The sequence below is a fragment of the Streptomyces sp. A01 genome, assembly GCF_059026195.1.
Genome location: NZ_JBWLKN010000015.1, coordinates 132,896 through 153,574, shown reverse-complemented (window position 1 = coordinate 153,574; position 20,679 = coordinate 132,896). Strand labels below are relative to the sequence as shown.

At 68.7% G+C, this 20,679-nt stretch carries 20 protein-coding genes; 10 read left to right on the top strand and 10 right to left on the bottom strand.

What is annotated here, in order from left to right; all coding sequences use genetic code 11:
• Positions 1-38: 38 nt before the first annotated feature.
• Positions 39-563 carry an ATP-binding protein gene (locus tag AC5P1B_RS21525; RefSeq protein WP_493888951.1) on the bottom strand — a complete coding sequence of 175 codons (525 nt, stop codon included), beginning with the start codon at positions 561-563 and terminating at the stop codon, positions 39-41.
• A gap of 206 nt (positions 564-769) precedes the next feature.
• Here AC5P1B_RS21525 and AC5P1B_RS21520 point away from each other — a divergent pair, with 206 nt between their 5' ends.
• The 5 genes from AC5P1B_RS21520 to AC5P1B_RS21500 all read left to right on the top strand — a co-directional run bounded on the left by AC5P1B_RS21520 (position 770) and on the right by AC5P1B_RS21500 (position 5,578).
• On the top strand, positions 770-2,215 hold the full coding sequence (locus AC5P1B_RS21520; RefSeq protein ID WP_493888950.1) for an NsdA family TPR-like regulatory protein: 1,446 nt from the start codon (positions 770-772) through the stop codon (positions 2,213-2,215).
• Between the two features lie 10 nt (positions 2,216-2,225).
• On the top strand, positions 2,226-3,182 hold the full coding sequence (locus AC5P1B_RS21515) for an FAD-dependent oxidoreductase (protein ID WP_493888949.1): 957 nt from the start codon (positions 2,226-2,228) through the stop codon (positions 3,180-3,182).
• A gap of 57 nt (positions 3,183-3,239) precedes the next feature.
• A complete protein-coding gene (locus AC5P1B_RS21510; protein ID WP_493888948.1) occupies positions 3,240-3,650 on the top strand; it encodes an NUDIX hydrolase in 411 nt (136 codons plus the stop codon).
• 128 nt (positions 3,651-3,778) lie between these two features.
• On the top strand, positions 3,779-4,471 hold the full coding sequence (locus AC5P1B_RS21505; protein ID WP_493888947.1) for a GNAT family N-acetyltransferase: 693 nt from the start codon (positions 3,779-3,781) through the stop codon (positions 4,469-4,471).
• Positions 4,472-4,582: 111 nt separating this feature from the next.
• Entirely contained in the window at positions 4,583-5,578 is a 996-nt protein-coding gene (locus tag AC5P1B_RS21500) for a restriction endonuclease (protein WP_493888946.1), read from the top strand.
• Between the two features lie 373 nt (positions 5,579-5,951).
• Here the strand turns inward: AC5P1B_RS21500 and AC5P1B_RS21495 are convergent, their stop codons facing one another.
• Positions 5,952-6,452 carry a DUF1889 family protein gene (locus tag AC5P1B_RS21495; protein ID WP_493888945.1) on the bottom strand — a complete coding sequence of 167 codons (501 nt, stop codon included), beginning with the start codon at positions 6,450-6,452 and terminating at the stop codon, positions 5,952-5,954.
• 520 nt (positions 6,453-6,972) lie between these two features.
• Here AC5P1B_RS21495 and AC5P1B_RS21490 point away from each other — a divergent pair.
• Together AC5P1B_RS21490 and AC5P1B_RS21485 are read left to right on the top strand one after the other, a co-directional pair.
• Positions 6,973-7,317 (top strand): SPDY domain-containing protein, encoded by a 345-nt coding sequence (locus tag AC5P1B_RS21490; protein ID WP_493889007.1) that lies wholly within the window; start codon positions 6,973-6,975, stop codon positions 7,315-7,317.
• Positions 7,318-7,459: 142 nt separating this feature from the next.
• Complete coding sequence (locus AC5P1B_RS21485; RefSeq protein WP_493889006.1) at positions 7,460-8,281, top strand: SPDY domain-containing protein; 822 nt, start codon at positions 7,460-7,462, stop codon at positions 8,279-8,281.
• 203 nt (positions 8,282-8,484) lie between these two features.
• On the opposite strand, the gene AC5P1B_RS21480 is transcribed toward AC5P1B_RS21485, so the two are convergent.
• The 7 genes from AC5P1B_RS21480 to AC5P1B_RS21450 form a co-directional block, all read right to left on the bottom strand.
• Entirely contained in the window at positions 8,485-8,703 is a 219-nt protein-coding gene (locus tag AC5P1B_RS21480) for a hypothetical protein (RefSeq protein ID WP_493888944.1), read from the bottom strand.
• Entirely contained in the window at positions 8,700-8,870 is a 171-nt protein-coding gene (locus AC5P1B_RS21475) for a hypothetical protein (protein ID WP_493888943.1), read from the bottom strand. Before AC5P1B_RS21475 ends, AC5P1B_RS21480 begins: the two co-directional genes overlap by 4 nt.
• Before the next feature lie 106 nt (positions 8,871-8,976).
• On the bottom strand, positions 8,977-10,713 hold the full coding sequence (locus tag AC5P1B_RS21470; protein WP_493888942.1) for a relaxase/mobilization nuclease domain-containing protein: 1,737 nt from the start codon (positions 10,711-10,713) through the stop codon (positions 8,977-8,979).
• Positions 10,710-11,201, bottom strand: coding sequence for a mobilization protein (locus AC5P1B_RS21465; protein ID WP_493888941.1), 492 nt, complete (start codon positions 11,199-11,201; stop codon positions 10,710-10,712). Before AC5P1B_RS21465 ends, AC5P1B_RS21470 begins: the two co-directional genes overlap by 4 nt.
• Before the next feature lie 184 nt (positions 11,202-11,385).
• Positions 11,386-12,567 (bottom strand): hypothetical protein, encoded by a 1,182-nt coding sequence (locus AC5P1B_RS21460; RefSeq protein ID WP_493888940.1) that lies wholly within the window; start codon positions 12,565-12,567, stop codon positions 11,386-11,388.
• A gap of 323 nt (positions 12,568-12,890) precedes the next feature.
• Positions 12,891-13,589 carry an ATP-binding protein gene (locus AC5P1B_RS21455; protein WP_493889005.1) on the bottom strand — a complete coding sequence of 233 codons (699 nt, stop codon included), beginning with the start codon at positions 13,587-13,589 and terminating at the stop codon, positions 12,891-12,893.
• Positions 13,586-14,515: a hypothetical protein gene (locus AC5P1B_RS21450; RefSeq protein ID WP_493888939.1), complete on the bottom strand. Its 930-nt coding sequence runs from the start codon at positions 14,513-14,515 to the stop codon at positions 13,586-13,588. The genes AC5P1B_RS21455 and AC5P1B_RS21450 overlap by 4 nt, the downstream gene beginning before the upstream one ends.
• 508 nt (positions 14,516-15,023) lie before the next feature.
• On the opposite strand from AC5P1B_RS21450, the gene AC5P1B_RS21445 reads away from it, so the two are divergent.
• From AC5P1B_RS21445 to AC5P1B_RS21435, 3 genes are all read left to right on the top strand, one after another.
• Complete coding sequence (locus AC5P1B_RS21445) at positions 15,024-15,272, top strand: hypothetical protein (RefSeq protein WP_493888938.1); 249 nt, start codon at positions 15,024-15,026, stop codon at positions 15,270-15,272.
• A 113-nt stretch (positions 15,273-15,385) separates the two neighbouring features.
• Positions 15,386-15,685, top strand: coding sequence for a helix-turn-helix domain-containing protein (locus tag AC5P1B_RS21440; RefSeq protein ID WP_493888937.1), 300 nt, complete (start codon positions 15,386-15,388; stop codon positions 15,683-15,685).
• The gene (locus AC5P1B_RS21435; RefSeq protein WP_493888936.1) at positions 15,682-17,448 is read left to right on the top strand and encodes a tyrosine-type recombinase/integrase; all 1,767 of its coding nucleotides are present in this window, start codon (positions 15,682-15,684) and stop codon (positions 17,446-17,448) included. The genes AC5P1B_RS21440 and AC5P1B_RS21435 overlap by 4 nt, the downstream gene beginning before the upstream one ends.
• A gap of 132 nt (positions 17,449-17,580) precedes the next feature.
• Here AC5P1B_RS21435 and AC5P1B_RS21430 read toward each other — a convergent pair whose 3' ends face one another.
• A complete protein-coding gene (locus AC5P1B_RS21430; RefSeq protein ID WP_493888935.1) occupies positions 17,581-20,658 on the bottom strand; it encodes a type I restriction endonuclease subunit R in 3,078 nt (1,025 codons plus the stop codon).
• Positions 20,659-20,679 lie beyond the last annotated feature (21 nt).

Sequence of the window (20,679 nt, the reverse complement as noted above, 5' to 3'; positions counted from 1 at the left end):
GTGCCTCCTTCGAAGTCGGGATATAGCGGGAGTGGGCTTCAGGTGTTGGCAGTCGAAGGGCGGACCCCGCGCGTGAGTCGGCACCAGGCGCGGGTGCCGTGGGCGGCTGTCGTCAGCGACCAGGCGTCGGCCAGGGCCTCGACGATGACCAGTCCTCGCCCCGATTCGGCCTCCTCCTCGGGAGCCGGAGGAGAGGACGGCGCGGGGTGAGAGCAGCCTCCGTCGGTGACGGTGATCTCGACTTCCAGGCCGCCGGTAGTCGGATTTGTGCGGTCGACGCACAGGACCAGGGGCGGGCTGCCCGAGGCGAACGCGTTCGTTGCGAGCTCCGACGTGATCAGCCGGGCGTCATCGAGGAGGTCCGCCTCGGTGCCGCGGAGCGCGACCGCCACTGCCTCCCGGGCGACCTCGGCCGCCTTCGGCCCGTACGGCAGATCCGTGATCAGCGTGGTCGCGCGGGCGGCGCCGGCGTCGGCCTGCCCGGCGACGGGGGCCGGTCGTCCGACGCTGCGCTCCAGCACGCTGCTCGTACGGGCTCGGGAGGTGCTCGTGCGGTGTCTCATGGCCCACCCCTTTCTCCGTCGGCACCGAAGGCGGCGCCTTCCGCCGGGATCCAAGAACACCGGAGGAGGCCGGTCGCGCAGGACCCGATCAACGGGTCAACTCGGTCAACTTCCTTGAGAAGCAGGCGAATCAGCTGCCCGAGGGCGTCACCATGAGGGAGCGCGAGAAGTGATGGACGAACCACTGAGGCAAGAGGTGGTCGCACGTGGCACCGCAGGCAGGGGAACCCAACGCCGTACTGGCGGGGTGCCTCGACGAACTCGGGTGGAGCCCGAAGGCGCTCGCTCGCAAGCTCAACAGGGTGTTCGGAGCGGGGACGGTGGCCGAGTCGGCGCCGTACCACTGGAGGGACGCCGGCTCGCTGCCGCGCTCGCCGTTACCGATGATGGCCGCCTACGTGCTCTCCCAGGAACTGGGTAGACCTGTCTCGGTGGCCGAACTCTGGCAGGGCCGCGTGGGCGACTCCTCGGCGCTCGTGCCGGCCGACACGGATCTCGCACGGCCCTGGACCGTGCAGGGCATGGAGGCGATCGTGGAGGACTGGGTGATGGGAGGGCTCGTCGACCGACGCCGGTTCCTCGCGATCTCGGGCGCGGGGCTCCTCGCGATCGTCGCCCAGTACCTCGACGGCACCGCGGGGCGCGGCCAGTACGCGCCCCGGATCACGCCGTCCATGGGTGCCGATCCGCTCGCGGACCAGGTCGAGCAACACCTGCCCATGCTCTCCGCACTCGACGACGAGCACGGTGGAGCACGCCATCTCCCGTACGTGGGTGCCCAGTTCCGCGCTGTCGGGCTGCTGATCCGCGAAGGCGGTCACTCTCCCGCTGTGGCCAGCCGCCTCATCCGCGCGCTCGCGGAGATCGGCCAGCTGGCCGGCTGGATGGCCTTCGACGCCGCCGACCACGGTCTGGCGCAGCGCTACTTCGCCACGGCGCTGCGGGCAGCACACCAGGTCAACGACCTGCCTCTCTGCGCCCACATCCTCGGCGACCTCTCCTTCCAGGCCGCCAGCCGGGGCCACCCGGCGGACGCCATCGCCCTCGGCGAGGCCGCCCGCCGCGCCAGCGACGCCGCCCCGCCCGCCGTACGGGCATCCGTCCTGTCACGGCTCGCGTACGCGTACGCCGCCGCCGGCCGTGACAACGACTTCACCCACACCCGCGGGGCTGCCCGCGAACTGATCGCCAGCCGGGACGGCAGCCAAGAGGAGCCCCGCTGGATGTACTTCCTCACCGACAACCACCTGGACTGCCAGGCCGGTTACGGCCTCATCCAGATGGGTCGCGCCCAGCTGAAGGCGGACGGCGGTACGAGGGGACGGCGCTTCCTCGCCCAGGGGGCGGAGATGCTCCGGTCCGGGGCGTACGACGTCCCGCGCGGCGATCCCAGCCAGCGCAGGGCCATGTTCGAAGGGGCCTGGCTGGCCCTGGGCCACAGCGCCCATGGTGACCTGGAGGCCGCCTGCGAGATCGGCCAGATCGTCGCCGACCGCCTCGACGTCGTGCGCTCGCCTCGCAGCGCGGCCCTGCTCCACCAGCTCGCCGCAGACCTGCGCCGCCGACAGCGCAACGCCCACGTGCGCAGCTTCCTGCCGGTCCTGGAGCACGCCCTCGCCGAACACGCCCCGTCGACGCCACCTGGCCGTTAGGGTCGGGATCATGACCGCAGGGGAGCGCGTTGTCGTTGTCGGGGCTGGGGTGGCAGGGCTCACCACCGCCGTCGTTCTCGCCGAGGCCGGAGCCTCGGTGCACGTGATCGCCGAGCAGGTCCCGGGTGCCACCTCGCTGGCGGCCGGGGCGATGTGGGGCCCGTACCTGGTCGAGCCGAAGGACAAGGTTGACGAGTGGGGGCAGCGGTCCCTGGAGATTTTCCGCAAGCTGGCCGAGGACCCGGCCACGGGCGTCCGGCTTGCCAGCGGCATTGAGGCGTCCCGTACGGCCGAGGCGCCACCGGACTGGGCCACCACCCTGCCCGGCTTCCGGCCGTGCGAGCCGGCTGAACTGTCGGCCGGGTTTTCGGCTGGCTACCGGTTCACGGTGCCGCTGATCGACATGCCCACCTACCTCGCCTACCTCCTGCGTCGGCTCGACGCTGCTGGAGGAACGGTCGAGCGGCGACGCTTGGCCGCGCTCGCGGACGCCGGCCCTGCTCCCGTGGTCGTCAACTGCACGGGCCTGGGGGCCCAGGAACTGGTCCCGGATCATGACCTCCGGCCCATCCGCGGCCAGCACGTCGTCGTCACCAACCCGGGGCTGACCGAGTTCTTCTCCGAGGACACCGGCCTCTCGCCGGACCTGCTTTGCTTCTACCCCCACGGCGACACCGTCGTCCTGGGCGGCACCGCCATCGACGGCGAAGGCGACCTCGCCCCCGACGACAAGGCGGCGGCCGGCATCCTGGCCCGCTGCGCCGAGATCGAACCCCGCCTTGCCGAGGCCCGCGTCCTGGAGCATCGGATCGGTGCCCGACCGACCCGTGCCACGGTTCGCGTGGAGTCGGAGCGAGATGAGGAGGGCGGCACCGTCGTCGTCCACAACTACGGGCACGGGGGTGCTGGCGTCACGCTGTCGTGGGGGTGTGCCGAAGAAGCTCGGGAGCTGCTCTCCGCCAAGTGACGGCCTCGCAGACACCCATCACGCACATCCCCGTGCTGCCTGTGGAGGAACAGGAAGATGCAGCAGAGTACGGAGAAAGAGTCGGGCGTTGCCGCCGCCGTCATCGTTCACGAGGGCCGTGTTCTGCTGGTGCGTCGCCGCGTCAGCGAAGGTCCCCTCTCCTGGCAGTTTCCGGCTGGCAAGGTCGAACCTGGTGAGACTCATGAAGAGGCTGCTGTGCGCGAGACAGAGGAGGAGACCGGCCTGACAGTGGCGGCAATGAAGCTGCTCGGCGAGCGGGTCCACCCGAAGACGGGCCGGCTGATGTCGTACACCGCGTGCGAGGTGGTAGGTGGCACGGCCCACGTCGCGGCCCCCGAGGAATTGGCTGAGCTTGCCTGGGCGCCCCATGGCGAGATCCCCCGGTACGTGCCGTACGGCCTGTTCGAGCCCGTGCAGGAGTACCTCGACGCGTCCCTGCCATCCTGAGAGCACAGTGCAGGATGGGGGCGGCTGTCGGGTGGTTCGCCAGGGAGGGATGTCGCATGGGGAAACGGACGCGGAACGCGAAGAGTAAGAGCAGCAGGCGCAGCGGAGCCCGGCGGTCCGGTGATCCGTTGAAGGACAGACGCATCCCCGGGAAGGTCATCGAGATCCCCGACCCGTATGTGCCTGACGGGTACGCGCTCGTCGGCGCTGAGGCGGCGGATGCGGAGATGTTCGCGCCGGTGCTCAAGCTGGCCGACCCGGACAACCCGGACGGGACCTGGGCTGGGATCGGCACGTTGATTGCCCAAGCCGAACAGGGCATAGCCGCTGGCATCCGGCTGGTGTTCGGTGCCATGCATGAGTCCGGAACCCTGGCCGCTGCGCTGGTGGCGCAGCCGCCCATGCACTGGATTGGCACCCACCACGAGCTGCAGCACGAGGGCGCGGGCGCAGTGTTCGCTCGGTGCATCGCGACCATCGACAGCGTGGCCGTCGTCGAGACGCACCGGGGCAAGGGGCTCGCGCGGGCGTTGATCACGACGGCCGAGCAGCACTTGGGGGATGCCGGATACCCCCTGGTCCACATCGTGCACCGGCCCGACCTCATCGACTTCTACGGCCGACTCGGGTATAGCCACGACCCCAGCGGCCTGACGATCGGCACTCCGGTGGGGGTGGTGGCGCAGCCGAACCCGACGGGGTACACGGGATCGTGGAAGGCTCTGCGGGACCAGGTTCGCGTCGAGAACTTGCATTACGCGAACGGCACGTTCGACACCCTGCTCGGGGTCATCCCGGGAGCCGACCAGCTCAAGGACTGACGCCTCGCAGTCTCGCGATGGAACACTGCTGTAGTCGGCTGTGCGGGACCGGATGGGATTCGCTGAAACTTCAGACACGTGGACAGGGGTGGGCGCGTGGGGAGCATCTGGGTGAGCGGCCGCAATGTGGTCGACTCGATGGCGGAGCTGGTCGGTTTCAAGCTCGGGCTGGCTGTGTCCGAGGAAGAGCTGGCCAAGGCAGTTACGTCTCACGACCTTGGGGACCTTTGGCCTCAGGACATGGACTTGGTCTACAGGTATCGATCGGAGGTGATGGAGGAGCTGGCCCAGCGACTGCTAGCTGCGTTCGGTGACGCCGACGCGGCTGCGGTACTCACGGCTCCGTCGATCGTTCCTCAGCTCGTGAAGGAGTTTCCCGAGCTCGCGGACGATTTCGGGCCGCTCGACTACACCCTCGAACGGCTGCCGCAAATGGCTCCTCGCCCTGGGACGAACGTTATCGATCCTGGTCCGCTGCTCGAGGAGATCCGTCAGCGGTGGGGGTCTCGCGGGGTCGTGATCGCCTCGCGTCTCATGCTGATCATGCATCGACACATGGTCGCCAACCCATGGTCGAGGGTCCGACGTGAGGAGTACCCGTCGCGCGCCGCCCTGCGAGATCTGTTCGCCTCCGAAAGGCTTCCGTTGGCGTTGGGGCTCTCCTTCGATCAACGGTTCATCGACTACCTGGACTCGAACAGCACCGCTCTGGAAGAGATGCACTGGCGACAGTTCGAGGGTCTCGTAGCGGAACGGCTACGCCGCGAAGGGCTTCGGGTGGAACTCGGTCCGGGCCGCGCGGATGAAGGCGTCGACATCCGCGCGTGGGATCCGAATGACGACGACGCGCCGGCGGTCATGCTGGTGCAGTGCAAGCGGACGCGACACAAGGTCGACCGTGTGGTGGTGAAGGCGCTCGCCGCCGACGTCATCTTCGAGGGGGCTCGGCAGGGCATGGTGGCCACCTCCTCCTCCTGGTCGCCCGGGGCGCGTAGCACGGTCGAGTCCCGCGGCTGTCCGGTCGAGGAAGCCAACCGCGACACCCTCATCTCCTGGCTGGCACAGATGCGCACTCCCGGAACCGGGGTCTGGCTGCCGGGGTCATAGACGCAGGAGTGATGGGCAGTACCCCGTCCAGGTCGCCTCCTTGCAGGAACCGTTGGTGGTGCTGCCGAAGAGCTGACGCGCGGATTCGCGTTGATCAGGAGATACGCGAGCTAGTGGAGCCGCCGACTGTGCCTCAGCGGCGTGACTAACTGGTCAAACAGTGGCCACTGAATCTGAGATGTGGCCACGAAACCCGAGACCTTACAGGTGGGCACCACTGGAGTTGTCCTTTGATAGCGAAGTTAGTCGATGCCGCACCTTCTGACCTGGGACGACTGAGTTCGGCGGCGAGGCCGCGACCACTGGGACCGGTCATTCAGAACTTGGGGTGTCGGATCGATCGTGAGGTGGGTGGACGGATACGCACCGTGGTTCAGGCAGGTGGCTGCGACGCTTGGTCCCGCCAGCGCTCAACGGCCCCAGGGGAGTACGGGTCGGTCGGCTGCGGTGAGAACTTAGAACCCTGCAGCACCTTGGTGGCGTATTGCCGTAGGCGGTCTTCCTCGGCGCCAGTGAAGCCGTTGGCCAATGCCCAGCCGCATAGATGGTCGACGTTCCACCGATAGCCTTCCTGGTGCAGTTTCTGCAGCGTGTGCACGCCGAACGCCTTGTCGATCCTGCTGGCGAGACCGTTGGCGTGGTTCACCGACTGCCCCAGCTCGATCATTGCCGCCTCGATCACCGGATCCAGAAGCGGTTCGTCCGCTTCGGCGTGTACCGACCCATCAACCACGCTCACTGCACGGCGTGCCCGCAGCCAAGCGATCACGAGCGGATCGGGACCCCACGGGATGACACAGATAGCCGTCGCCCGACCATGGAGATCATCAGAGAGATCACCAACAATTTCGCGGGTCGACCACGGTGCCAGCACCGGACCCCCGTGCCAACCAGACAAGGTGCTGGGCTTAGCGACAACACGCCTTTGGTCCGCTCAGCCATCGGAAGCTGTCTGTAGTCCTGCAGCTGGCTGACCAGCACCAGCCTCTGACCAGGCTGTTCCATGAGCCAGTCGGCTCCCCGGATGCCTGCCTGATCGATGGACCAACCGGGTTCCTCGGGGGACCAAGGGACGTAGAACAGAGGCGATCTGTTGGTACTCACGATCTCGACTCCCGTCATCGGTTCGTCCTACGAGCTTCGCACTCACCTCCGCATCTGGGGCGGAAGACGGCCCCGTCGCCTCCGGCCGCTCCCTGGAACTGTTTGGCCGCACCGGAGGCTGCAACGACTGGGTTCACCGTCAAACGCCTCGATTGGATGACAGCGGTCAGGAGTTCGCCGGGGGCAGACAGCGAGGATCCACGAATGACTGGCCAATGCGGGCAAGGCATGTCAACGTAGACGACCTTCTGTAAACCCCCAGGTCATGGAGGTGATTGCCCGTGACTGTGATGTCCTCGAGTCCTGGATTCTCGACCACTGTCGGAGCCCTGCGTTTGCGTGAGTGGCAGCTCGGCCCGGGCCAGCCCACCCTTGTGATGGATCAGTTCTCCGCCCAGGATTTCAACCTGGTCGTGGACGACCGCGCGGACGTGCACGTCAACTCGAAGGACGGCCGCTTCTACCTCGGATGGTTCCCGCTCGGGCGCCCTGGCGCCGAGGGGGAGGGATGGAAGATCGCCGTTACTGGCAAGGCCAAGGTGCGGGGCTACCAGATCTCCTTCGACACCGAGACGCCGGCCGACGTCGTTGCCGTCACTGTCGCTCGTGTGCTGGAGACCTCCCGGCTGGTGTGACACCAGAGGCTCGAGTCGGAGTCCCCCGGCCCCCTGCCTGTCTCGCCGAAGGCCCGAGACGCCGGACACGCAGCTCGACCATCTGCCACCAGTGATCGCCGTCGAGGCCGGCCCGCTGGCGCAAGTAGAACCCCACAAGCCCTTGAAGGCGCCCCTGCACCCCGACTTCCCGTTCCGTCCGACCACCCCGACCACGGTCCCGCCCGCTTACTGGGTCGGTCCCCGGCACCTGGCTGGTGACGACGGACGCCTGTACGACACCGTCGCTGACACGCTCACCGACCTGGGCTGGACGAGCCTGGCGATCGTCCGCGGGCGACGGGAGCTGAGCGCGGCGCTAGAGGACCGTGAAGTCCTGCGCAGCACCGTCCTGCACATCAGTCCCGACACCCTGCGATGGGCGCAATGGGTTCTGCCGGACGAGCCGTTCCACCTGGGGAATCTGCCGATCGCCTGGCAGGTGTCCGCGCGGACGGACATGAGCAGCCCACTCGCTCAGTGGTCGGCCTACTTCACCCCCAATGTCCCCGGGGAGGTCCTCGCCGACTTTCTCGTCGCACTCGACGCCCGCGATCAGCCCTCCGTGCCACTCGGCGGCCCGGAGCTGGTCCTCGAAGCCGTCGCGGCGCACGGTTGGCTGCGTGACATCGATGAGCCCGGCGCGGGGGCGATAGACCCGACCTTCGCCTCCCACTTCCGCCTCGGAGAGGTACCGCCCCTCATTCAGGACGCCGACCCACTAGCCCTGGTGGCCGAGGCTGACGAGGCGGCCCTGGCTGGGTGGCAGGCATGGGCTGAGCCGGTGCTCGGCGCAGGCTATCTGTGGGCCGCGTCGTTCAGCGCCAGCGTGCCGCACGACCTCGTTGCCGCGTTCGCCGGCTCGCTCAGTTCCAGCGCGCCGGTGCTGCGTCGGGTGTTGCCGGAGAGCACACGCGACCGGCTCCTGCGCGCTCCAGCCAGCTGAGGGCTTTCGACGCCTCGAAGCCGGGCCACCCTGTTTGGGAGGCCCGGCTTCGTGCTGCGGTGATTTGTTCTGGCGTCTCCTGCGCGTCACGGCCTGCGGCTGCAGCTGGCGGTCCGTCCCCGTGCCCCAGTGGCGTCAGATGCTGGGATCCCCCGGGAACCGGTCACTTCCTCGCACTGGCCATGGAGGGACGCGGGCCGTCGTCAGAAGGCGTACGGGGCGAAGGGACGAACCGGGTCGAGCGTGAGGCGGAGCAGTCGATCGAACTCGGTCCGGTCGTCCCCGCTCATGAGCTGAACGGCGTTGCCGAGGTTCTTCTCGGTGAGCTGCGCCATGAACGGGGCGAGGAAGCGCTGCAGAGCCTCCGGCGCTTCGTCCATCGTGCGCCGGTACTCCCGGTACCGCGCGAGCTGTTCGCTCACCTCTTCGAGTTCGACTCGGGTGGCCCTGAAGACGAGAGCCTGTCCTCCTTGCTGAACGGGCGTCCGTCGCGGTGGGTCCATGTGTTGGTGTCACGTCGGCGCTTGAAGTCGGCGTCGCAGAGCAGAGCGACGATGTCGCGTCGGGGTCGGATTTCGGTCTTGGGCATACGGGTGCTCCTCACAGGAGTCGGGTGGGTGCAGGCATCAATGGTCTGGAGGATCGCCGGTTTGCCCAACCGGCGATCGTCGGCTATGTTCCGCCCGCCTTGCCGGTTAGCGCCGACGGCTGGAGTCGTTCGCTGCGCTGGGCACCGGCTGTGTGGAGGGCGCCGGGGACACGGTGCGCCGACTGCCTTGGGTCGGGGTGCCGTCGGGGCTTTCGGGTAGGGCAGGCAGGTGGGCGCTGCGGCGCAGACGCCAGACGAGGACGTCGCTGACGGACGTGGCGGTGTCGAGCTCGCGCCGCCGGGTGGCTTCAGCAAGCAGGGCGGCCGGGTCGTGGCCGGCTCTCCGGGCATCGTCGAGCGTGGCGGCCAGGGCAGGCCAGCCAGGCTCGGCCCGGATCCGTTCGGCCAGCTCCGGCAGCACCCGATGGAGAAGATCGGCTTGGCGTTGCCGAACACGCGGGGCCAGACGATGGCCTCGCTGGCCGAGGATGGCCATGGGGTGGGCTGCGGCGGCCTGGTAGGCGGCGCTGAGGTGTTCGGCGGCTTGTCGGGCGGCGCCGGCCTGCTGGCTGTGGTGCTTCTTGGCGTGCCAGTTCGCCGCGGCTGTGGCGAGGAAGAAGGCCATGTCGATGAGCATGGCGGTGGTGGCGCCGTCTTCGCCGCGGCCGAGGGCAGGCCCGCTGTGGACGAGATCGCGGGCGGCCTGGCGCAGGGCCCGGTCGTGCCCGCGTACGGCCTTGATGTGGGAACGGCTCGCCCGCTCGAATACGAATGCCGCCTCGCGCAGCTGAGCACGGGTGTGGGCGGCGGAGGTCTTGGCGAGCGCGTCGAGGATCTCTCCCGCCGCAGCGATCTGGGCTGCCGCTTCACCGTCGTCGCCGTTGTCGATGATCAGCAGGGCCTGCCACGTGGCGGCGGTGGCGCGGCGCCGGGCGAACGCGGGACCTGTCACGGGCGGCAGGGCGGGCTGCTCCGACCGGGAGCCGTCCGCCGAGGCGGCGGCCTCCGCAGGAAGGGCCCAGCGTTCGCGGATGCGAGGCAGGGACAGATCGGGTGCGAGCGTGGAGCCCGCGTAGAACACCGGCTCCTTCTCACCGTTGCGGTCATCAGGCAGCGCGACCTTGTAGCCGAGCAGGTCGCCAGAGGGCGCGACGCGCTTGCGGATCAGCAGACCGGCGGCGGCCAGCCGGTCGAAGAACTCCTCCTCGCTCGTCACGCCGGCCACCGCACGCCGTACGGCCTCCCGCAGTTCCTCGCGCGCCGGGCGCTCCCGCCCCTCTCGCTCGGCCTTGTGCCGCTCCGCGCTGGTGGCCCGCTTGGCGGCAGTGCCGTCCCCGGGCGCGACCCGGTGCAGGCCGAGTTCCTTTTCGATCAGGCGGCACTCGGCCTGGGCGCGTTTGCCGGAGCGGTGGTGGTCGGGGCGGCGGCCGTCCTCGCGGACCAGGGTGGCGATGATGTGGATGTGGTCGTCGGCGTGGCGGACTGCGGCCCAGCGGCAGCCGGCACCGTCGCCGGGATCGATGCCGGTGGCGGCGACCATGCGGCGGGCGATGTCGGCCCACTGCTCGTCGGACAGGATCGGGTCGTCGGGGGCTGCGCGCACCGAGCAGTGCCATACGTGCTGGGCGGGGCGCTGGTCCGCGTCGAGGAGAGACAGGGTCTGGTCGAGGAGGTGCTGGAGGTCCTTCTTCGTCGCCGAAGGGTCGCGGCCGGGGTCGGGGGCCATGCCGTCGAAGGAAGCGACCAGGTGCGGGTCGACGTGCTCCTCGTGGGTGCCCTTGCCGTACAGGTAGTGCAGGAGCCCGAGCGTGTTGCTGCCCTGCTGGTGGATCCGGGGGATCAAGCCGCCTGGCCCTCCTGCCCGTTGGTGATCCTGTCGGCCGCCCGCTGGACGGCCTGTGCGGCGCGCTGCAGGTCGGCGAGGGCAGCGGCGAAGTGCGGTGCGTCGACACCGGAGTTGAGGGCCTTGACGGCCTGGTTTACGTTGCTGCCCGCCCAGCCGAGCTGACGGCGCACACCGAACAGGGCAGTCAGGATGTCCCGCTCGGTGGCGATGGCCGCTGCGGTGCGGGACTGGTCGCGGGCAGCGGCCAGGGCGGAGTGGGCCAGGAACCCGGCCACGCTCATGCCGACGTGGTCGGCGCCGGCCTGGATGATGGCGAGTTCGTGCTCGTTGAGGCGGACGCTGTGGGCGGGGCGCTGCGTCTTGTCGCGCGGGCGTGACTTCCCCTTCTTGGCCTTGCCCTTGTGGCTGGCCTTGCCTGGCTGCGATCCGCCCTCGGTCGCAGCCTTCCCGTCCGGCGCCCCCTGGCGCAGGTCGGGCCCCGCCACCCCCGGGGCGGGGTCGGGTTCGGGCGCTCCCCCTGCGGGGGAGTGTCCGGACCTCCAACTTGCTCGCGCTGGGGAAGGGGTGGTTGGTAGGGCGTTGTCGCTGGCGGTGGGGTTTTCGCGGTGCGGGTCGTGCATCGAGCCTCCGTCTCAGGGTGGTGGCTGTGGGAGCGGTTGGCTGTGGGGATCAGGGAGCGGGGTCGCTGGGTGCGGCCTTGAGTTGGTTCTTGAACTCGCGGACGACTCGTCCGGCGTCGTCGCTGGAGACGGTGTAGCCGGCGTCGCGGAGGGCGTCCTCTACTCGGTCGCGGCCGATGCGGCCGGTCTCCTCGTACACGCGGCGGGCGAACTGGCGGATGACCTCGTCGGAGGCGCGCGGTTTGCGGTCCTCCCGTTTCTGCCGGGCAGCCGGTTTTCGCTTGCGCCTGCCCGGGGCGTCGCCGGAGGCGTCGATGTCCGTATGCGATGGGCCGTCTTCGGGTTCTGCCCGTCGTGTGGGCAGTCCTGGCGTCGGGCGGCCAGGTTGCGGGCGGGCAGTCGGGGGCGCTTGCTCACCGCCCGGGTGGGATGGATGCGGGCGGGCAGTCTCCTCTGCCCGTGGAGCCGGTTCCGGGCGAGCGGAGGGCGGTTGGCTGCTCTGCCCGGAGTGGCGGGCGGTGTACGAGGTCGGGGCGTGCCAGCGCGGCGGCAGTGCGACCGTGGCGAGGCCCAGAGCCTGCTTGCGGGTGGCGAGCTTGCGCAGCAGCAGCTCGTCCTGGAGCGGATCACCGTCGACATCGGCCCGCTCCAGCGCCTCGTGCAGGCGCTCTGTCAGGCGTCGGCCCCGCCGCTTGCCCCGCTCCTGGTCGGTCACCGACTCGGCGCGCAGGATCAGGGCGACGGCGTCGCTCAGGGCGCGCTCGCGGATCAGCCGAGCGGCGTCCGCGTCCTGGTCGGCGATGCTCAACCTGGCCAGCAGGCGTTCGCGTGCCTGACGTACGAGGACAGCGGCCAGGCTGCGTGAGGCGGCCTGCGGTGTGCTGTGGCGCAGTTCGATGCCCATGGCCAGGTGCCACAGCATCGCCGCCATGACCGGTCCCACGAAGGCGCGCACGGTGCCGCCGACGAGCCCGAACTCGGCGTATGCGGGGATGATCTGCACTCCGGTGAGCACCCAGACCAGGACGCCCGGCACGCCCGGCGCGCGTGCCGGCCCGTTGAGGTTCTGGCGCGCCATCAGCGCGGTGGCGAACAGAGCCAGCTCAGCGGTGGCGAACATGAAGGCGCGCTCGACGGTGCTGCCCATGCCCAGGTAGTCGGCGGCGAACCGCCAGCTGGTGTCCGCGCTGTAGGCGGTGCAGCCGACCGCGGCCATGGCGGCGACCGGCACTGCGACGGTCCCGCGCCAGCGGTTTGCGCCGGGCGGCTGGCGGCGTTGTCGGCGGAGCATCCATCCGGCGAGCACGAGTAGGGCGAGCAGTACCGCTGTCGTTGCGGGGGAGGTGACCCAGTCCGGGAGGAGTGGAGTGTCGGCGCTCTGGGCAGTCAGGCGCGTGAGGGCGGGAGAGGGCAGGGTGGGGCTCCAAAGTAAGGGAATGACGGTGGGACTGGTCGCGTGGCCCCGTCCCCGAGGGGGTCCGCGCCGCCCAGGGCAGGCGTGAGCGCGGATGGTGATGCGAGGCAGGGCGGGGGAGGGGCACGCGCACGGGCCGATCAGGCGGTGGGCGCGTTCCGGCGGCGTCGGTCGGGGCCGGTGAGGATGACGCGCTCGGTCATCTCGGCGAGGCGGGAGGCGACGCGGTCACCGAGCGCGATGCGCAGCTCGGGGATCGGCAGGTTGGTGGTGATGAGGGTGGGGAGCATGTGCTCGTACCGGTGGTTGATCAGCCGGTAGGTCAGCTCCTCGGTCCACTCGCTGGTCTTGGCCGCGCCGAGGTCGTCCAGGAGGAGCAGCGGGCAGCGGGCCAGCGTCTGGAGGTCCCGTTCGGCGTCGTGGCCGGCGCGGGGGCGGAGGCGCGCGTGGAGGTCGGCGGAGGTGGTGGCTTCCCAACGCAGGCGGACGCCTCGGGTGAGGAGCGCGCGGAGGGCGCCGTACGCCTGGTGGGTCTTGCCGGTTCCGGTGGGACCGGCGATCAACAGCGACGGGCCCTCGGCGATCCCGGGTCCGCCGGGTCCGGGGCGCCCGGCGCCGGCGACCTGGTCGGCCCATGCGGTGACCTGCGGGTGGTCGGCCAAGGCTCGGCGGTAGCGGGCGGGGATGCGGGCGTCGGCGAGCTCTAGTGCCGTGACCGGCTCGGTCGGCGGTTCCTCGGCCGTGACACCGGGATCGATGCTGCGGCTGGCCAGGATCGTGTTGAGCCGGTCGGCGAGCGGGCCAACGCGGCGGGGCTCTCGGGTGAGGGTGGCGGTCAGAGGTCACCTCCGTAGGCGGCGTCGACGTCGCTGGGATTCGTCCACGCCCTGTGGGCGACCGGTGCGGACGTGGCGTTCATGGCCTCGTGGACGAGGCTCGCCAGGGTGCTGGGGTGCAGACCCTTGGCTCTGTGGCGTTCGAGTCCGGCCCGGATGTGGGCGGGGGCGATGCCCTCATCGAGCAGCTTGCGCACCTCCCGGCCGAGATGGCCCAGGACGCCCGCTGGCGGGCGGTGGGCACATGCGGCGACGTACTCGCCGATCAGCTGCTGGACCGAGACCGTGTCGGGCGCGGGGGCGCTCGCGCCCCCCGAAGGGGTAGTTCCTAGATCCATGATCCTAGGTCCTAGATCCGGACCGTGAGGCATCACTGCCACCGCAGGGAGCCCTCCAGCATCCTTCACCGAGTGCTCCGTGAAATCCCTCTGACCTGCGGGTTCATCGTCAGCGCCTGGAATCACTGCGTGCTCCGACACTTCGCCGGAGCCTTCACGGAGGTTTCCGTGAGACGACGATGCGGGCACCGTGAAGCTGCCTCCTGCGGCGCGCTCGGCGACGCCCGGCATCGCGCCAGCCGGGGCGTCGTGGTGCGGGCAGCCGGGGAGGCGGCTCTTGCTCGGCCGGTTGATCTTCTGGTGCTCTCGCCAGGTGACGATGTGCAGGTAGCGCTTGTGGTCCGGCCCCTGGTAGCGGCAGATCAGGCCGGCGTCAGCGAGCTGAGCGAGGTCCTCCTCTACATCGGCGGGAGTGTGGTCCGGGCGCAGGACCCAGAGCTGCCCGGCGATGATCGCGGCGTGGTCGCGGTGGCGCCCCTGGTCGTCGGCCTGGGTGAGCAGGCCGAAGAAGGTGCGTTCGGCGGTCAGGGTGACTACGGCCAGGGACTCGGAGACAAAGGCTTCGGGCTTGATGGTGCGAATTCGTGCCAAGAGGGGGCGGTCCTCACTCGGTTGCCGGCGGGCTTGCAGCCGCGGCTCACCGTCGGTCGGGGTGGAGCGGGCGTAAGGGCAGGGCGGAGACCGGTTGTTCGCGCGGGCGCGCGGAGAACCGGTCGCGTTTCCTGGGGGTGTCGTCAACACAGCCACACCCAGGTCGCACAAGTCCAGCCCAATGCGGCCGAATCTCTGACGGCAGAAAGGCTGCCGAGAATCGGGTGAAGAGGGCGGTGCGAAAACGGTAGGGCACGATCGGCGGTTGACCAAATAGTTGCCCTCGTCGCCGAGCCAAAAGCGTCACATCGCCAAGCGGTTGACTGGCTCGCCACGGGAAGTTACAACACAACACCCCACGTCAGAGCAGCCTCTGGATGCCGATTGGCATTTCGGAACCCGGACCCCAAGGACCAGTGAATCCCTCCGCGCCGAAGTCGTGCGCGGCGCAACATAGACCACGATCGCCGGTTAACCAAACCGGCGAATGAACGCTACAACTTGGGGCATGACAGCGCGATCACTTGAAATCATCGACGCGGGAATACGAGGCGTGCGAAGCATCGGAATCCTCCGCGTCGATCGCGGCATCGCTCATCGTGAGTTGGCCGCTTGGGTGACTGTGCTCGGCCATCCCGTGTCCACCACGATGCTGTCCCGCATCCAACGCATCCAGAGCCGCTGCTGCGACCTTGCCGAGCGGATCGAGCTCGAATGCGAAGCCAGCGGCTGGAGCACGTTCGCGCTGGTCGAGTAAATCGGCCGAGGCCGGCCTCCGCCCGGTTCGTCACCGCACAACGCCCATCCCTGAAGGATCAACCGGCCAGCCCGGGACTCGCCGTCCCACCCTGGTCAGATAAGGACTTCTCCTTGCCCGGAAACGATCTTCCGCTTGCCCAGATAGCCCAGCTCCTGGACGTCCCCGAGGGCGCCCTGCGCACCCTCGTGGCCCAGCGCCGCCCTGACGGCGGTGACGCCACGCTTGTTGCGCTCACGGTTGAGGAGGCCGCCCGCCGCCTGGGCATCGGCCGCACCAAGCTGTACGAGTATGTCTCCGCAGGAGAGATCGCCTCCGTGAAGATCGGCACTCTCCGGCGAATCCCAGCGGAGGCGGTGAACGACTTCCTGACCCGCCGTCTCGGCGCTTCGGACTTCGGGACGGCCGCGTGACCGAGTCCCCTGCCGCCAAGACCCGCCAGCCAAACGGCGCCTCGACCATCTACTCCGGCAAGGACGGCCGCTGGCACGGCCGCGTCACCGTCGGCGTCAAGGACGACGGCACCCCCGACCGGCGTCACGTCAGCCGCAAGACCCGGGCCGAGGTCACCAAGGTCGTTCGCGACCTGGAGCGCCAGCGCGACAAGGGCGCCGTCCGCAAGGTCGGTCAGTCGTGGACCGTGAAGACGTGGCTCACCCACTGGGTCGAGAACATCGCCGCCGCGCACGTCTCGGAGAACACGATCGATGGCTATCGGGTGGCGGTCTACCACCACCTCATCCCCGGCCTCGGTGCCCACCGCCTGGAGAAGCTCGACCCCGAGCACCTGGAGCGCTTCTACAAGAAGATGCAGGACAACGGCAGCGCCGCAGGCACCGCCCACCAGGCTCACCGCACGGTCCGCGCGGCGCTCAACGAGGCCGTGCGTCGCCAGCACCTCACCTCGAACCCGGCCTCCATCGCCAAGGCCCCCAAGGTCGAAGAGGAGGAGGTCGAGCCGTACACGGTCGAAGAGGTCCAGCGCCTCCTCGCCGAGGCCGCCAAGCACCGCAACACTGCCCGCTGGGTCATCGCGCTCGCCCTCGGCCTGCGCCAGGGCGAGGTCCTCGGCATGCAGTGGGACGACGTCGACTTCGAGCTCGGCGTCATCCGCGTACGGCGTGGCCGGCTGCGGCCCCGCTACAAGCACGGCTGCGGAGACCGCTGCGGACGTAAGCCCGGCTTCTGCCCCCAGAAGATCAACACCCGCCGCGAGACGAAGAACGCCAAGTCCCGCGCCGGCCAGCGCCCCATCGGGGCCCCCGATGAGCTCCTCCAGCTCCTGCGCCAGCACAAGGAGGAGCAGGCACGCGAGCGCGCCCGGGCCCGTGACCTGTGGACGGAGAAGGGGTACGTGTTCACCTCGCCCACCGGCGAGCCCCTGAACCCGAACACGGACTACCACAAGTGGAAGGAGCTCCTGAAAGCCGCCGGCGTCCGCGACGCCCGTCTCCACGACGCCCGCCACACCGCGGCGACAGTCCTGCTCATCCTTGGCGTCTCCGACGCGATCGTCGACTCCATCATGGGCTGGGAACCCGGCAAGTCCGCCCGGATGCGCCGCCGCTACCAGCACCTGACCAGCCGCGTCCTCAAGGACACCGCCGCCAAGGTCGGCGGCCTCCTGTGGGGCACAGACCAGTCTGCGGGAAGTGCCGCGCCGGAGGCAGGCCAGAGCCCCGTCCCCGCCGAGCTGATGGTCCACGTCGCCCGCCTCGGCGAACGGCGCGTTCCCTTCCTCCACCGCGAGCACGCTGACGAGGTCGTCGCACGCTGGAGCGAGGACTGGCCCGACCACACCTCCGAGGTCGAGGCATGGGACCGCTGGCGCTGGGAACACCAAGGCCCGGACGGCGCGAGCGCCATCCGCGACCGTGTACCGGAGCGGGCCGTGGTCTTCCACGCCCGAGCCCTGTTCCTTCCCGGCGGGGAACGTGCGGCGACCGGGGTCCCGGAGCAGTGGTCGATGCCGGCCTGGGACTTCGAGACCGACCGCTACACCGACCGATCCTCGGCCTGGCGCACGGCCCGACGACCCGGCACGGGTCAGGAGGTCGAGGCCCAGGTGCGAGGCACGGATAAGGCCGCAGTAGAGGCGGCCTTCGCCGAGGCGTGCACACAGGCTGTGGATCGCGCCCGGAACCCGGGAAAGTACGGCGACACCGACGACTGGTAGTGCCCTGGAATGCCCGCCTACCAGGGCGAACCACACCCGCGCGCCCCCAGGTGACGCTAGGGAGAGCAGCAGGCCCACACAACGCGACGAGGCCCGACACCCACTGCGGGGTGCCGGGTCTCCGCGCGTTCGTCAGTCGACGAGGTAGTGGGCCTCGATGTAGGCGACGGTGGAGTCGTATGGTTCCCCTACCGGCTTCAGGGCGTAGCGGCGGAAGACCGCAGCGGTGGCGCGGCGGGCGCCTCGGTTGCGGGCCTCGGCGTTGTCCCACGCCCGCGCGAGGGTGCGCCTGACTACCTGGTCGATCTCCTCGGCCAGGTTCCTCTCCGTGATGGTGAGGCCGGCGGGAGCGTGGTCGTGGATTATCCGCGACAGGACGCCGATGTGGTCGTCGTCCAGCACGACGACGGCTTCGTCGGGGTGCTTCTCGGCGTTGACGATGGCGCGGGCCACCCGAAGTGCTTCAGACAGGAAGTCCAGCGCGTCCTGGGCATTCTGGATGATCCGGTCCCGCAGCTGCTTGATCCGCTCCGCGAGGGCGGTGTACTTCGCGGAATCCGGGTCGACACCCTTGTCGAGGGCTGCCTTGATGTGGTCCAGGATCTCCGCCGCTGACGGCGGAGATGCGTCCTCGCTGCCCCCCTTGTCGGCCTTGGGGCGGACGAGTGCCAGCAACTCCTTGAGGATCGTGATGCCCTGGGCATCCAGAACGAGGGTTTCCTCCTGAGAAGCAACCACCTTGAAGGAGTGGACGTGGGTGTTGATGATCTCCACGACCATCGGCCCCAGCTCAGCCAGCCGTTCCTTCTTCTCCTCATCAGAGGACTTCTTGAACAGGGTCGTGTACACGGATCCGAACAGTCCGAAGCCGTCGCTGTATTTGGCAACCCGCTTGTCAGTATTGATGAACGGGTACAGGCGGGCCAGAAGTCGGTAGTGCTTGCTGAAAACCTCGGCAGCGTCGGGGTTGGCATCCAGGAAGACGTTGATGGCTCGGACGGACTGGTACCCGTGGACCGTCAGGTCCACACCGTCCACGTCCGCCAGAAGGTCCTCGATACGGGCGAAGGCTTTACGGAACTCTGTGACCAGCTCGGACAAGTCGGTGACGAACCCGCCTCCCTTGCGAGGACCAGCCGCGGTGGGGTCGACGACTGCCCGCTGGACCTCTTCGGCCAGGCCGATGTAGTCCACGACCACCCCGGAGGTCTTCACGAAACCGGTCGGCGACACCCACGTGCGGTTCGGACGAGTGATCGTCTGGAACAGGTTGTGGGCCTTCAGCGGCTTGTCCAGGTAGAGGACACCCTCGTTGGGAGCGTCGAAGCCAGTCATCAGCTTCGCGGTCACCACCAGGAAGCACATCGGGTCGTCCGGGCTGAGGAACCGCCGCTTCTGCTCCTCTTCCTCGGCCTCCGAGAGCTGGTATGGCTTCATGCCAACGTCTGTGGTCTTGGAGTCCGAGACGGAGATGTTCACCTCGGCCGTAATCCGCTGATGTTTCCCGACCTCGCCGAGCACCTGGGACGCCTCGAAGCTTGAAAGCAGCTCGTTGATCTTGTCCGTGTACGCCACGGCCAGCTCACGGTTGTATGCGACGACCTGCGCCTTGAGGCCGTTGCGGTATGCGCCGGCCAGGTAGTGGTCCACGATGTGCTGGCAGACCGTGTGGATACGGTCGGGGTTGGCGAACACCGAGGTCAGGCGTCCGAACTTACGGGACAGGGCCTCACGGTCGGGGTCATCAAGGTCGAAGTCGTCAGCGAACTCGTCGAACTCGGCCTGCAACGCCTGGTCGTCCATGTCGAAGGAGACTGGGTGCGGATGCAGTATGACCGGGACGGTCGCCTCGTCCAGCAGAGAGCGGGATACCGAATACCGGTGTAGCACTCGCCCAGGGTCGCCCTCCTCGCCGAAGAGGTCGAATGTGTCGGTGGCGAGGTTCCTGATAGGGGTGCCGGTCATGCCGAAGAACCTCGCGTTGGGCAACGCTGCGCGCATCTGCCCGGCCAGGGACTCTTCATCGGAGGACTGGGTGCGGTGGGCCTCGTCGACGAGCACGATGATGTTGCTCCGGACCGACAGGTTCTTGCCGGCCTCGGCGAACTTGTGGACGGTCGTGGAGATGACACCACGCACGTCATCGGCTAGCAGGGCCCGCAGCTTCTGGCTGTTCGAAGGCTTGTGGAAGTACGCGTCCCCCATCGCTGAGGTGAAGACCCCTGAGGTGTGCCGGACGAGGTGAGTCCGGTCCGAGAGCAGGATGATCGTGGGTGACTCGATGCGAGTGTCGGCCAGTAGCAGCGCGGCAGCGAACACCATGAGCAGAGTCTTCCCGGAGCCCTGGTGGTGCCAGACCAGTCCCTTCGAGCCGCCCTGCAAGACACGCTCGTGGATCAGGTGCGCAGCTTCCATCTGCGGGTAGCGGGGGAGGTACTTCTTGTCGGTCCCTCCCCCGGCAGTGTCGAAGAGGACGAAGTTGGCGAGCATATCCAGGACCGTGGCTGGGTTCATCAACAACTCGACGGAGCGCTGTATGTCGGCGCTACCGGACAGGTTCTCGTCATCTTCGGTGGACCGGAACGGCTGCCACAGGTTGGTGGGCGCGCCGACGGCACCGAACCGCAGCTTCAGTCCGTCAGCGGCGACGGCGAAGACGTTGGGCGTGAAGAACCACGGGTACTCCGTGGCATAAATGTTGTTGATCTCGCGGGCCGCTTCCGCCCACGCGGACTTCGCGGTGGGTGACTTCACCTCGACCACGACCAGAGGTAGGCCGTTGATCCAGTAGACGAGGTCGAACCGGCGGGAGGTCTTACCTGGCACGCTGATGGTTACCTCGTCCGAGACGACCATCGTGTTGGCGTTCAGTGTCTCGAAGTCGACCAACTTCAGTGTGTGCCACACGCCGTCGTTGTCCCGGAACTCCTTCCGGCCTCGCAACAGCCGCAGCACCTGCTCGTTGGCCCGGACGAGTCCGCCGTCGACGGCGGTGACCGTGGCCACGACTTCATTGACCACCGCGTCCAGGTCAAACCCGTTGATCACGCCGGGGTTCAGCTTGACGATGGCCTCACGCAGGTGCGAAACGAGCACCGTTTGGGTGGTTTCCCGCGGCAGCGCCCGCCCTGCGGTGTAATCCCAACCCATCGGCAAGGACCACTGGATCATCTGGTTCTGGAACTCGCGCTCCCGAATACCCTTCGCCACGCCTCAGACCCCCCAGGTCGG